The organism is Mycobacterium sp. E1386 (genome assembly GCF_001672745.1).
GTDB lineage: Bacteria > Actinomycetota > Actinomycetes > Mycobacteriales > Mycobacteriaceae > Mycobacterium.
In genome coordinates this window covers 1-13,618 of record NZ_LZKH01000075.1, presented here as the reverse complement: position 1 = coordinate 13,618, position 13,618 = coordinate 1, and the positions used below count along the sequence as shown (strand labels likewise).

Annotated in this window: 11 protein-coding genes; 5 read left to right on the top strand and 6 right to left on the bottom strand. The window is 65.4% G+C overall.

Translation table 11 applies throughout. The annotated features are described in order from the left end of the window. Window positions 1–27: 27 nt before the first annotated feature. Genes A5709_RS07815 through A5709_RS07795 form a run of 5 tightly spaced genes read left to right on the top strand, consistent with a single transcriptional unit; the run spans window position 28 to window position 5,989 of the window. Window positions 28–1,230 carry an amidohydrolase family protein gene (locus A5709_RS07815; protein WP_067950949.1) on the top strand — a complete coding sequence of 401 codons (1,203 nt, stop codon included), beginning with the start codon at window positions 28–30 and terminating at the stop codon, window positions 1,228–1,230. 11 nt (window positions 1,231–1,241) lie between these two features. Beyond that, on the top strand, window positions 1,242–2,909 hold the full coding sequence (locus tag A5709_RS07810; protein ID WP_068119225.1) for an acyl-CoA synthetase: 1,668 nt from the start codon (window positions 1,242–1,244) through the stop codon (window positions 2,907–2,909). Then, window positions 2,890–3,720, top strand: coding sequence for an amidohydrolase family protein (locus A5709_RS07805; protein ID WP_068119222.1), 831 nt, complete (start codon window positions 2,890–2,892; stop codon window positions 3,718–3,720). Before A5709_RS07810 ends, A5709_RS07805 begins: the two co-directional genes overlap by 20 nt. A gap of 2 nt (window positions 3,721–3,722) precedes the next feature. After that, entirely contained in the window at window positions 3,723–4,781 is a 1,059-nt protein-coding gene (locus A5709_RS07800; protein WP_067950946.1) for an acyl-CoA dehydrogenase family protein, read from the top strand. A gap of 14 nt (window positions 4,782–4,795) precedes the next feature. Then, window positions 4,796–5,989, top strand: coding sequence for an acyl-CoA dehydrogenase family protein (locus A5709_RS07795; protein ID WP_068119216.1), 1,194 nt, complete (start codon window positions 4,796–4,798; stop codon window positions 5,987–5,989). A 107-nt stretch (window positions 5,990–6,096) separates the two neighbouring features. On the opposite strand, the gene A5709_RS07790 is transcribed toward A5709_RS07795, so the two are convergent. The 6 genes from A5709_RS07790 to A5709_RS07765 form a co-directional block, all read right to left on the bottom strand. After that, window positions 6,097–7,314 (bottom strand): CaiB/BaiF CoA-transferase family protein, encoded by a 1,218-nt coding sequence (locus tag A5709_RS07790; protein WP_068119214.1) that lies wholly within the window; start codon window positions 7,312–7,314, stop codon window positions 6,097–6,099. Window positions 7,315–7,335: 21 nt separating this feature from the next. After that, a complete protein-coding gene (locus A5709_RS07785; protein ID WP_369806154.1) occupies window positions 7,336–8,532 on the bottom strand; it encodes a cytochrome P450 in 1,197 nt (398 codons plus the stop codon). A gap of 143 nt (window positions 8,533–8,675) precedes the next feature. After that, on the bottom strand, window positions 8,676–9,725 hold the full coding sequence (locus A5709_RS07780) for a 2-hydroxy-3-oxopropionate reductase (RefSeq protein WP_082953603.1): 1,050 nt from the start codon (window positions 9,723–9,725) through the stop codon (window positions 8,676–8,678). Next, entirely contained in the window at window positions 9,620–10,579 is a 960-nt protein-coding gene (locus A5709_RS07775; protein WP_082973814.1) for an alpha/beta fold hydrolase, read from the bottom strand. Before A5709_RS07775 ends, A5709_RS07780 begins: the two co-directional genes overlap by 106 nt. Window positions 10,580–10,678: 99 nt before the next feature. Continuing rightward, entirely contained in the window at window positions 10,679–11,542 is an 864-nt protein-coding gene (locus A5709_RS07770) for an alpha/beta fold hydrolase (RefSeq protein WP_082973813.1), read from the bottom strand. A gap of 242 nt (window positions 11,543–11,784) precedes the next feature. After that, the gene (locus A5709_RS07765; RefSeq protein ID WP_197520100.1) at window positions 11,785–12,753 is read right to left on the bottom strand and encodes a GlxA family transcriptional regulator; all 969 of its coding nucleotides are present in this window, start codon (window positions 12,751–12,753) and stop codon (window positions 11,785–11,787) included. Window positions 12,754–13,618: the final 865 nt, after the last annotated feature.

Genomic DNA, 13,618 nt, shown 5'->3' with positions numbered 1-13,618 from the left:
TCGCCGGTACCGCCGGAAAGGAAGATCATGGCCAATTTGGGTTACAAGGCGATTGACGTCGACAACCACTACTACGAGCCCCTGGACGCCTTCACCCGGCACCTCGACAGGGCGTTCAAGAGCCGCGGCGTCCAGATGGTCAGTCAGGGCAAGCGCACCTTGGCCGTGATCGGGGGTCGGGTCAACCATTTCGTTCCCAATCCCACCTTCGACCCGATCATCGTGCCCGGCTGCCTGGATCTCTTGTTCCGCGGGGAGATTCCCGAAGGCGTCGATCCGGCGTCACTGATGAAGGTCGAGCGCCTCGCCGACCACCCGGAGTACCAGAACCGCGACGCGCGGGTGGCGGTGATGGACACACAGGACGTCGAAACGGTGTTCATGCTGCCGACTTTCGCATGCGGGGTCGAGGAGGCGCTCAAACACGACATCGAGGCGACGATGGCGTCGGTGCACGCGTTCAACCTATGGCTCGACGAGGACTGGGGCTTCGACCGGCCCGACCACCGCATCATTGCCGCGCCGATCGTCTCGCTGGCCGACCCGGCAAAGGCGCTCGAAGAGGTGGAGTTCGTGCTGGGACGCGGCGCCAAGCTGGTGCTGGTGCGCCCTGCGCCGGTGCCCGGTTTGGTCAAACCGCGCTCGTTGGGTCATCCCAGCCATGACCCAGTCTGGGCCCGGCTGGCCGAGGCCGGAGTCCCGGTCGGATTCCACCTCAGCGACAGCGGCTATCTGCACATCGCGGCGGCGTGGGGCGGTAAGGCGACGTTCGAGGGGTTTGGCGCGAAGGACCCGCTGGATAACGTGCTCCTCGACGACCGCGCCATCCACGACACGATGGCATCGATGATCGTGCACGGCGTGTTCACCCGTCATCCCAAATTGAAAGCGGTCAGCATCGAGAACGGCTCATACTTCGTCCATCGGCTGATCAAGCGGCTGAAGAAGGCGGCCAACACCCAGCCCCGCGAGTTTCCCGAGGATCCGGTGGAGCAGTTGCGCAACAACGTGTGGATCGCCCCCTACTACGAGGACGACCTGGTGGAGCTTGCCGATGTCATCGGCATCGACAAGATCTTGTTCGGTTCCGACTGGCCGCACGGCGAGGGTCTCGAGACGCCGGTGTCGTTCGCCGAGGAGCTCAACGGCTTCAGCGAAGATGATGTCCGTAAAGTGATGCGCGACAACGCCCTCGACTTGCTCGGCGTCCCCGTCGCGTCGGCCGTCTAGCCGCCCGCACGATGAGTGAATGGACCGTGGGCGCCGTTCTCGACGCCATTGCCGACGTGGTGCCCGACCGCCTGATGACGGTGTGCGGAGACCGCAAAAGCACCTTTGCCGAATCCGCGCGCCGCACCAACCGGTTGGCGAACTACCTCGAGGGCAAGGGATTCGGTGTCTACGCCCCGCGCGATGAGTTGCAGCGCTGGGAGTGCGGCCAGGATCGGATCGCGCTCATCATGTACAACGACCTCTACCCCGACATGGTGATCGGATGCCTCAAGGCGCGCACCGTCCCGGTCAACGTCAATCACCACTACTCGCCGCGGGAAATCCGCGACCTGCTCGACTATGTGCGCCCTCGAGGCATCATCTACCACCGCTCGCTCGGCGCGCGGTTCGCCGACGTCCTGCCCCCGACCGGCACGGAGTTGCTGATATCCATCGACGACGGCAGTACCGTTCCCCAACTGCCGAAGGCGATCTCGTTCGACGATGTGCTGGCGGCCGCCGGCCCCGATCGCGAGGACGCGGGCTCACCGGATGACCTCATCATGATGTGTACCGGCGGAACGACGGGACGCCCCAAGGGTGTGTTGTGGCGACAGAGCGACATGTACGTGTCGTCGATGGTGGGCGCCGACCATGCCAGCGTCACCGAGATTCACGACAAAGTCGCCGGGGGCGGGCAACCCTGGTTCGCCGTCTCTCCGCTCATGCACGCCGCCGGAATGTGGACCGCCTTCGCCGCGCTCTGCGCCGGCCTGCCGGTGGTGCTCTACGACGACCGCAACAAGCTGGACGTACGGTCGGTGTGGGAAACCGCCGAACGCGAGAAGGTGGGCATGATGACCATGGTGGGCGACGCCTACGCCGGGCCGCTGATCGCCGAGCTGCGCGCGCGCTCTTACGACCTGTCCTCGCTGAACGCGATCGGCACCGGAGGGGCCGCGACCAACGCGAAACACAAACGCGCACTGATGGAATGCCTGCCGCACATCACCATCATCGAGGGCTACGGATCCTCCGAGAGCGGCAACATGGCATTCGGACACAGCCGTGAAGGGAACGCCAGCGAGACCTTCCAGCCCAGGGAGGGGGCGACCGTGGTGTCGGCCGACCGGAGTCGGTTCCTACGGCCCGGTGAGCAGGAGGTCGGCTGGGCCGCCCGAACGGGCCGGATTCCGCTCGGGTATTTCGGCGATGCCGAGGCCACGCAGCGGACCTTTCCGGAGATCGAGGGACAGCGGGTGGTGATCCCCGGCGACCGGGCATCTCTCGAACCCGATGGCACCATTCGCCTACTCGGCCGCGATTCGCTGGTCGTGAACACCGGCGGCGAAAAGGTCTTCGTCGAAGAAGTCGAGGAAGTGCTGCGAGCACAGCCGGGCGTCGTCGATGCCCTGGTCGTAGGGCGCCCGAGCGAGCGGTGGGGAGAAGAGGTCGTCGCGCTCGTCGCAACGCACGCCGACGCCTGCCTCACTCAGGACGCGCTCTACGGCGCATGCACGACGCAGCTGGCGCATTTCAAGGCGCCCAAGGCCTACATCTTCGTCGAGCAGATCGAACGCCTCGGGAACGGCAAGCCCAATTACCGCTGGGCCAGAGAGCAAGCCACTCAACACGTTCCGGCGATCGCGCTGGTCCCGTCCGACCCCGAAAGAAGTCATGAACACCAAAGCGATTGACTGCCTGGTGAACGTCCACTTCGGGGAAGCCGAATCTCAGCCGACGTGGATGCTCAAGGTCAGGGACGATTACTTCAAGGGCCCCGAGTCGATGTTTGCCCCGGTCGACCTCTCCGAATTACTTTCCGAGATGGACGAACAGGGCGTGCAGAAGGCGATCCTGATGGACTCGCTTGCCAACCCGTCCACGACTGCGCGCAAATTCGTCGAAGCCAGGCCGGACCGGTTCGCGCTGGCCATGGGCGGGGCCAACTTGCTGCGGCCGGTGCGGTCGCTGCGCGAACTGACCGCCATCTCGGGCGAGTTGCCGGTGGCGTATGCCGTAGTCGGGCCGAGCTTTTGGGGCGACGGCCAGTACCCGCCCAGCGACGCCGTCTATTACCCGCTCTACGCCAAGTGCGCGGAACTGGACCTTCCGCTCTGCATCAACACCGGTATCCCGGGACCGCCGATACCCGGGGAGGTTCAGCACCCGATGCACCTGGACCGCGTGTGCGTGCGATTCCCCGAACTGCGGCTGTGCATGATTCACGGCGCCGACCCGTGGTGGGACGTGGCCATCCGGTTGCTGTTGAAGTACGCCAACCTGCGCCTTATGACGTCGGCGTGGTCGCCCAAGCGGCTGCCAGAGAGCCTGCTGCACTACATGCGCACCCGTGGGCCCAACAAAGTGATCTACGCCTCGGACTGGCCGGTGTTGCCTATGCGCCGGGTCATACCCGAGGCCCGTGCCCTTGACCTGCCCGCCGAGGTGTTGGACAACTACCTATACAACAACGCGCGAGACTTCTTCTTCGGGAAGGACGAGTAACGATGGACCGCTTCGAACTCCGCCGACTGGACTACAGCCTGTCCGACGACCATGTGGCCCTGCAAGAGGCCTACAAGCAGTTCTTCAAGACCCACTGCTCGATCGAAACCGTACGGGCCGCAGAGCCATCCGGCTTCGACAAAAGCCTCTGGGAAAGGTTGTGCGGGATGGGCGCGACCACGATGGCACTGCCGGAGTCGTGCGGCGGCGACGGCGCCACCTTGGTCGATCTCACGTTGGTGGCCGAAGAACTCGGCCGGTCCCTGGCACCCGTTCCATGGATCGACCATGTGTGCACCGCTCGCCTGCTGGGGCGCCTCGGCGCGCTGGGTGAGGGGGTCGCCGGAGTGGCCGAGGGGGAACAGCTGGCCGCGCTTGACCCGCGCCTTGACGCCGGACGCGGTCCGCGGTTGATTCCCTCTGGGTCGATCGCCGACCACATCATCGTCCGCGACGGCGACGAAGTCGTGCGGCTGACCTTCTCGACCCGCCCCGAGAAGGTCGACAACATCGGCCGGCTGCCGATGGCGTGGGTAGACCCAACCGCGGCCGACACCCGTACGGTCGTCGCCGAAGGACGCGAAGCGGTGGCGGCGTACCGGCTGGCGCTGGACGAATGGCGGTTGCTGGTCGCTGCGGCGCTCGTCGGGCTGGTGGAGGAGACCATGACGATCGCGGCCGAGTTCGCCAAGACCCGCTACACGCTGGGCGTGCCCATCTCCACCCTGCAAGCGATCTCCCATCCCCTCGCGAACATGGCTATCACCGTCCAGGGTGGGCGGAACCTGGCTCGACGCGCCGCCTGGTTTCTGGACAATGAACCCGACGAGCGGCCCGAATTGGCGCCCTCTGCTTTCGTTTTCATGGCCGAGGAGGCCGCCAAGGCGGCGACCATGGCGGTTCACATCCAGGGCGGACTCGGGGTTTCGTCCGAAGCCGCGGCGACGGCGTATCTGGTGCGCGCCCGGGGATGGCCACTGGCCGGTGGTGATCCTGGTGTCACGGCGCAACGGGTCGCCGAGATAGTGACCGCCCGCGAGGGCGCGGCGCAGCCGGCCTAGGAAGGGGCGACATCATGGATTTCTCCCGCGTCGAACTGTCGGACGACGACAAGGCATTCCGCGACGAAGCACGCAGTTTCCTGGATACCCATATGACCGAGGAGATCAGGCGACGGGACCGCGAGACGGGCGACAATTTCGACGAGGGTCTGCACCTGAAGTTCGGCGCGGCAGGCTATTTGGAGGCCGAGTGGAAACCGGAATCCGAAGGTGGTTTCACCCGGGTGCGGCGGCGCATATGGGAGCTGGAGAAGCGGCGTGCACACGTGCCCTGGGTGACCTGGGGGACGACGGCGATGGTGGCCCGTTCGGTGGCCAAGTTCGGGTCACCGCAAGTACGCGACGAGGTATTACCGAAAGTCTTCAGCGGCGAGGTCCGGTTGTGCCTGGGCTACACCGAGCCCGAAGGTGGCTCCGACATCGCCACTTGTAAGACCCGCGCCGTGCGCGACGGCGACGGGTGGATCATCAACGGCTCCAAGATGTTCACCACCGGCGCCCATAACTGTCAGTACGTCTTCCTGATCACCAACACCGCCCCGGACGAGCCGAAGCACAAGAGCCTGACCATGTTCCTGGTGCCGCTGGATTCGCCGGGCATCGAAATCCAGGGCATCCGCACGGTGGACGGTGATCGGACCAACATCGTCTACTACAGCGATGTGCGGGTAGACGACAAGTATCGGCTGGGCGAGGTGAACGGTGGCTGGACCGTTCTGCGCGAGCCGCTCAACGTCGAGCACGGCGCCGTCGCCGCCGCCCCCGACGGACTGCAGGACACCTCAATCATGATGCACCAGGCCGGTTTCCTGTCGCAGGCGGTGGACAAGGCCGCGGCGAGTGTGACGCGGCCCGACGGCGACGGGCACCGGCTCATCGACGACAAATCGGTGGCATACCGGCTGGGCCGCTGCGTCGCCCGACTGGAGACGGCGTTGGCCACGCCGAGCATCTTCGGCCGGGTCGCCATCGCGCAAACAATGCGTGACATCTCCCCGGAACTGATGGACATCCTCGGGACCGCCTCCGCGCTGCCATACGGAACCGAAGCGGCCGCCGACGACGGCAGCGCCGAGTACGCCTACCGATTCGCCCCGCTGGTGGGAATCTATGGCGGCACGCTGGAGGTGTTCCGCAACATGATCGCCCAGTACATGCTCGGTCTGGGCAAGCCGGCTTACGCGCCGCCGGTCAAAAAGGCTGGTTGATAACGCGCCGAACGTGCACTCAGGGCGAGAAATCAGCCAATTCTTCGCCCTGAGTGCACGTTCGGCGAAGTCTCAGGTCGTCACCCAAAGCATCGTCGCCGGCGCGATCACGCAATGGCTCCCGCGTCCTTCAGTTCCTCGATGCGGTCCCAGTCCATGCCCAGTTCCATCAGCACGATCTCGGTGTGTTCGGAAGCCTGAGGGGCCCGCGTGGTGACCAGCGGCTCGTGGTTGAACTGCACGGGGCCGCGCACGACGCGGAAAGGCTTCCCGCCGCTGGCGAGCTCGACCTCGCTGATCATGTCGTTGGCACGGGCCTGCTCGTCATCGACCAGGTCGAGGAGGCTCTGGAACGGCGCCCATTGGCCCTTCATCGTCTTCAGGTGCTGCCGCCAGTAGTCGAAAGGCTTGGCGGCGAAGGCCTTTGCGATCAGCTCGGCGGCCGCGTTGGCATTCTGTATCAGCGGAAGCACATCCGAAAAGCGGGGATCGTCCGCAGTCTCGGGGATGCCGAGATGCTCGAACGTGTCGCGGATCAGACCGGTCGGGCTGATGATGCACAGGTTGATGGTGCCGCCGTCGGAAGTTTCGTAGTTGCCCATGAACGGGTTCACCGACATCGCGGTGGCGGAGCCCGGCATGGGAGTGCGCATCACCTGTCCGGTCTCCATCCCCTGCGTCACGCTCGCTCCCGCCGCCCACCAGGCCGTGCTCAACAACGACACGTCGAGCTCGAGGGCCTCGCCGGTGCGCTCGCGATGCAGCAACGCGGCCGAGATGCCGCCGGCGATGAACATGCCACCGATGGAGTCGCCGAACGCTGGAATGCCTTGCCCAAGCGCGCCACCCAGCTCCTCGGGCGTCAGCGCGTACCCGATGCCGCTGCGCGTCCAGAACGCCGTCCCGTCGTAACCGCCCGTGTCACGCTCGGCGCCCTTGTCCCCATACGCCGAACCGCGCGCATAGACGATGTCCGGGTTCACCGCGCGGATGTGCTCCACGTCGAACTTGTGCCGCTGGCGCTGCGCCGGCATGTAATTGGTGAGGAACACATCGGCGGTCTTGGCCAGTTCGTAGATCACTTCCTGACCGCCCGGCTTCGAGACGTCGATCCCTACGCTGCGCTTGCCCCGGTTGGGGTGCTCCATCAGCGGGTGCCGCTCCGGGTCGAGTTGGATGCCACCCATGTTGATGAAGCCGCGCTGGGTATCGCCGCGCAGAGGGTGTTCGACCTTGATAACGTCTGCGCCCCAATCCGCCAGGATGGCGCCCGCGGCGGGGACGAAGGTGAATTGCGCAAGTTCGAGGACCCGGAAGCCCGACATGACTTTTACCATTTTCGGACCCTACTTCGCCTTGAACGCCACGGGAAGCGCCGTCGGCGAACGGAAGGGCTGGCCGTGGATGTGTGGGTCGTCGTCGGTGAGCAGCCTGAGGTTGGTCAGCCGGTCCAGCAGGCATTCGACCGCGACGCGGGTCTCCAGCCGCGCCAGGTGCAGCCCCAGGCACGTGTGTTCACCGGCGGCGAAGGAGATGTGCGGGTGGTGCTCGCGAAAAATGTCGAACTCTTCCGAACGATCCCAGCGCCGTTCGTCGCGGTTCGCTGACCCGACGCACACGCCCACCACCGCACGTGCCGGAATCTCGACACCTTCCAGCTCGGTGTCCTCGGTGGTGAACCGCTGCACGGTGGTGAGCGGTGTCTCGTAACGCAGCCCTTCCTCGATCGCCCGCGGCAGCAGCTCCAAATTGTCCTGCACCGCGGCGAACTGGTCCGGATGGGTGAGCAACAGGTACAGCAGGTTGCCCGATGACCGGTACGTGGTCTCCAACCCGGCCGGCAGCAGCAGCCGCAGGAAGGAGTAAATGGCTTCGTCGCTTAGCTTTTCGCCGTCGATCTCCGCGGTGACCAGGTCGCCGATGATGTCCTCGGTGGGCTGGGATTTGCGCTCTTCGATCTGCTCGACGAAGTAATCCTTGAGCGCCGCCGACGCCTCGAACGCGCGCTCGTAGTCGACGTGGTAGCTGATCAATTGCACGGCGCGCTTGCGGAACATCGGCAAGTCGTCGGCCGGCAGCCCCAGCAGTTGGGCGATGACGCGGGTGGGGAATTCGAAGGTGAAGTTCCGGACCAGGTCCGCTTCACCGCTGGCGATGAACTCGTCGATCAGCGCGTTGCAGATCGGCCGCACAATGGTGTCCTCCCAGCGGGCCAGCGCCTTGGACTTGAAAGCCGCGGACACCAGGTTGCGATGGTCGCGATGCTTCTTTCCCTCCATCGCCAGGATGGTCGGCCCCATGAAGAGGCCGATCGTCTTGTCGTAGGGTGCGGAGCTGAACACCCGGCCGTCCCGGAACACCGTGTTCACCGCATCGAAGGACACCGCGGAGTACTCGCGCTTGGGCATGAGCGACTCGGGCGTCTTGGCATAGTCCATCACGGTCCCGCGGAACACCCCGGATTCGCGGCGCTTTCGCGCGAAGAACGGGTAGGGGTCACGCAGGCTGACCGTCTCGTCAGCGCTGCGAACGTCGGTCGTCACGTAGTACTCCAGCATCTCCAGCAGGAACGGGGCACGCCATTGCGTAAGATCGTACTGTAATTCTTACAGTAGACAATATGGGCAAGGCCCGGTGTGGCCCGGGCGAGTGGCGGCGACTGCCGAGATGCCCGGGGATTGCGAACTCAGGCGCTATCCCTTACCTCGCGACCGGAGAGCCGCTCAACTCCCCGCAGGAGTGCGGAGTGGTCGAGGCTTCCGTCGCCGTTGGCCCGGGCGGCGGCCAGGAGTTGCGCAACGAGGGAACCGACAGGGCTGATGGCGCCGACGCTGCGGGCTGCTTCGGCGAAGATGCCGAGGTCTTTGTGGTGCAGGTCGAGGCGGAAGCCGGGCGCGAAAGACCGGCTCAGCATGTTGTGGGCTTTCTGATCAAGTACCGCTGATCCGGCGAGGCCCGCGCTGAGGACGCTGATCGCCGCGTAAGTGTCCACTTCATGCGCTTCGAGGAAGACGAGCGCCTCGGCGAGAAGTTGGATGTTGCCCGCGACGATGAGCTGGTTGGCGGCTTTCAACGTCTGCCCTGAGCCGCAGGGTCCAACGAGTGCGGCGTGGGCGCTGACCGCTTGCAGCACTGGTTGCGCCGCCGCGAAGTCCTCAGGGCTGCCGCCCACCATGACCGAGAGTTCGGCGTTGATGGCGCCAACCTGGCCGCCCGAAACGGGGGCGTCGATCATCCGGAGGCCGCGCTGGCGCGCCCGGCTGGACAGCGTGCGTGTGACGTCGGGCCGGATGCTGGAGAAGTCGATGATCAGCGCACCCGGTTGGGCCGTCTCGAAAACTCCACCGTCGGCGGTTAGCACGGCTTCGACGTCGGGGGAGTCGGGCAGCATGAAGGCGACGATGTCGGCGTGCTGGACCGCGTCGGCGATGGAGTCGGCGGCAACACCGCCGGCGGCGACGAGGTCGGAAACTCGGTGACGCGATCGGTTGTATCCGGTCACCTGATGACCCGCGCGGACGAGGTTGACCGCCATGGGACTGCCCATGATTCCGAGACCGATGAAGGCGACCGCACTCACTACGACCTCGCTTTTCTTTGATTCAACCGATTCGGAGCGGCAGAACCGCGTCAGGTGGGAAAGAAGCTCGATAGCGCGGCGGCGGTCTCGTCGGGCAGCGTTTCGGGGATGAAGTGCCCCGATGGCAGCGTCGTCGTGGTGACAGTTGCAGCACATTGGGCTTGCCAGAGGGCGTGAGCGTCGAACAGGCGATGCACTGCTCCGTTCTCGGCGGTCAGAACCTGTGTGTCGCAGGCGATCCGATGTCCGCGATCGCGACTGTGTTGATCGTGTTCGAGGTCGATGCCGGCGCTGGCCCGGTAGTCCTCGGCGGTGCTGTGCAGCGTCTCGGGAGTGCAGAAAGCGCGTTCGTACTCGGCAATCACCTCGCGTTCAAGGTAGTCGTCGTTCCCGCCTGATAGTTGTCGTAGCACGATGGCCAGGTAAGCGGCCGGGTTGCCTCCGATGAGAAGTTCGGGCAGTGGGGCGGCCTGAATGAGCAGGAACCAGTGAAAGTAGGCGGTCGCGAACTCTTGGTTGGTGGCCATATACATGTCGAGGGTGGGGGCTATGTCGATCAGAGACAGCTTCCTGACTCGGTGTGGGTGATCCAGCGCCAGGCGGGCCGCAACGCGCGCCCCGCGGTCGTGCCCACAGAGGTAGAACGAGTCTCGTCCGAGCTGATCCACGACCGCGACGAGGTCGTTGGCCATGGTCCGCTTGCTGTAATTGCTGTGATCGGGTAACCCGATCGGTTTGGCGGAGGCCCCGTAGCCGCGGAGGTCGGGTATGACCAGGAAGTAGCGGTCCCGCAGCCGGCCGGCGATGTGGCGCCACATCAGGTGGGTCTCGGGGTAGCCGTGCACGAGCAGTAGTGCGGGTCCGCCAGGGTTGCCGCCCCACCGGGCGTAGATGGCCGTTCCGTCGATATCGAAGGTACCGGCGTCGAATCCGGGGAACCAGCGCGAGTCCGCTTGTGCGACAGTCTGTTTTGGGTTTGGGCGGTCGCCGGGTTGGGCGTTGTCGATCATGTTCAGTGCGGCTCGGCGGGTGCACCCGACGATCTCATGACAATGGCCCTTTCGTGAGTGATGCGAGGTGCGAAACCGGAACTCCGGTGTGGCCGATGGTCACCGGCTGATGTGTTCCAGGAGGTGCTTGGACCACATGTCAGGCGACTCCAGTGGGCTGAAATGGCCGCAGTTGTCAAGGTACTCGAGGGTGAAGTCTTCGTAGAAGTCATCCAGGGTGTCGCTCCATGCCTGTGGGAACAGGGGGTCCTGGTCCGGCCACAAGATGGTGATGGGCTTGGCGAACCTGTCTTCCCGTGCCGGCGTCGTCTCGTTTGCGTAGAAGGTGATCGGATTGCCCTCAGGGTTGCGGAACCACAGGACGCCGGCCAGGAATGCCCCTGGTGCGCAGTGGTTCTCGGTTAGGTGGTCAAGGAGGTCGTCGACAACGCCCGATCCGGGCGCCGACCAGTTCACCAGGTTTTCCTTGAGTGCAGCGCGGACGGCGTCGGGCTTGCCGTCAATGATTTCTTCGACGAGTTCCGACTTGTAGAAGATGGCGTGCACGAACGCGTTCACCGCGTCCTCTTCGAGAATCCGCCGCCCGACGCCCAGGGTGGGCGGTGCGACTACCAGCGATCGCACCAGATCGGGCCGGGTCGATGCGACCGTCTGGGCGGTGAAGCTGCCGATGTCGTATCCGCCCAGCACGGCATTGCTGATACCCAATTCTTCGAGCAGTGCAATGACGCTGCCCACCTGGCGACTGAGTGCGTAGGCCGTTGGATCGCTCAGGTGTTTGTCCGACTTGCCGTAACCGCGCAAGTCGATCACGGTGACATCGGCGTGCTCCACCAGTTGCGGCATGACCCTGGAGTACTCCCGGTGGTCGCCGGGGTTGCCGTGAATCAGGACGACCGGGACACCTTGCCCGGAGCGCTCGTAGTAGAGCTTGAAACCGTCGTGTTCGCTCGAGTAGGGCACGGAACCAATCCTTCCTGTCGGCGCACCAGCGCCTCGCGATCCGCGACGGTGCTACTCCGAAAAGGGTTTACCCGGAGCCGGTTCGGGGCTCTTCGTAGTGATCGTAGAAGCTGGCCCGAGGTCAGATCGCCGGCTGGCTGGAATCGATCGCCTTCTGACTCATTTTGCCCGGCGGGACGCTCGTCAGCCGCCGGAAGGAACGCGGTCCGCGGTGCCTGATCGCAGTCGCAGCGAGACGCCACCTAGTTGGTCAGCCCGCATTGTCGGTCAGTACCGGCACGTGCGTCGACGGTCCGGAAAGCTTGCCGGTACGCCTGGGGGCTGACGCCGACGATGCGCCGGAATGCGGGACGGAGCGACACCGCGGTGGCCAGACCTACCTGTCGCGCAATGGCGTCGACGGTCAGCTCGGTGCGCTCCAAAAGATTCTGGGCGCGCAGGATCCGTTGGTGCAGTAGCCATTGCAGCGGCGAGACCCCTGTTTGGACCCGGAAGCGGCGGTCGAAGGTCCGGCGGCTCAGGCCGGCTCGTACGGCGAGCGCGTCAATGTCCACGTGCTGCAGATGAGCGATGGCGTACTCCATCACCCTTCCCAGTTCGACGTCCTCGGAGCGGACGGGGACGTGGTGATCGACAAACTGTGCTTGGCTGCCGCATCGTGCGGGCGACAGGACGAGATGACGGGCTATCGCCGTGGCCGCGGAGGCGCCCCAGTGGCGTCGCACGACATGAAGGCAGGCATCCAGACCAGCTGCCGTCCCGGCGCTGGTGACAATGTCGCCGTCGTCGATGAAGAGGACCGAGGGGTCAACGTGAACCGATGGATACCGCGCTGCCAGCGTGGGTGCGTGGAACCAGTGCGCGGCGGCCCGCCGGCCGTCGAGCAGACCGGTGGCTGCGAGGACGAACGCGCCCATACACAGGCTCACGAGCAAGGCTCCATCGGCGTGTGCTGTGCGGACTGCTTCCAGTGACGCAGGGGGTGGGGCGTCATGAGGACTGCGCCAGCCGGGTAAGACCACAATCCCGGCGCGGTCTAGGGCCTCGAGCCCATGCGGTGGATCGAATCCAACTCCGTCGCTGGTGCGCATCCGGCCGGTTTCGCCGGCAACCGGCAGCACGGTGAATGTGGGAGCCCCGGCAGGGTTCATGCCGAACACGCTCATCGGCACCGATGTCTCGAACATCGACGCCCCGTTGAACATCAGCACCGCGACGGTGCGCAGGCTTCGGCCTCTGCCCAAGCGGCGAGCACCGGTGGACTGAATGCCGCTCCCATCGCGCGCGATCGCGACGCTGTCCTCACGCCGACTCGGGAGTTGATGCGTTGCCGGCGTCGCGAATAGTGGCGGTGACTTCGGATGCGCAGAGGTCAGCGCAGCCGGATGTCGACTGCGATCGCCCGGCCGCGGCGGGCCCGAGGGCGGGGAACTCCGCTCGATTCGGTCTAGAGTGAGATCCATGAGGTGATTCCGGTCACTTTGGCTGTGCCGCAATGTGTTTGAGTGTGATCGATTCGATCGGTCCGCCAGCAAGTGGTGAGTGGTGGCATATCCCGATGCTCAGCCGGGGCGGCGCAGCGCCGGGAGCCGGCGCCGGGGAGCGCGGGTGCCCAGGTGCCGATCTCGACGCGGTCGGTGGGTGCGCCGATCCGGGGGCGGCAGGTCGATCGCGCGAGAGCTTCCCGTCCTCGAATAGTCGCCAACAACTTTGCCTTTGCCCGTCGAGCAGCACGCGATTTCCGGCGTGTGCCCAGCCCTTTCGAGTTACGTCTCACCCTGGTCCCCGTGGTTCCTCCCCAGGCCCACCGGTCATGTCATCGCGGCCCGGCAGCGCAGAGGTTCTGATGGCTTATGTTTGCGCGCGAAAGCGTGTCCGTGTGTGCCGGGGCTGCACGACGTTGTGCCTCTGCTGCAGGCGGCCGGGGCGGACGTTGCCGAAGGGTGATGGCGCCGAACCCGGGGCAGCAGTGGTGCGCCGCGCAGAGCGCTCCAAGTCACGCCGCCCGGAGGGGCGAGGCCGTTGCCGCGCAGACCGACGTCGCAGCTGGCGTGGTGCAGCTGTGCCCCGCGGGAC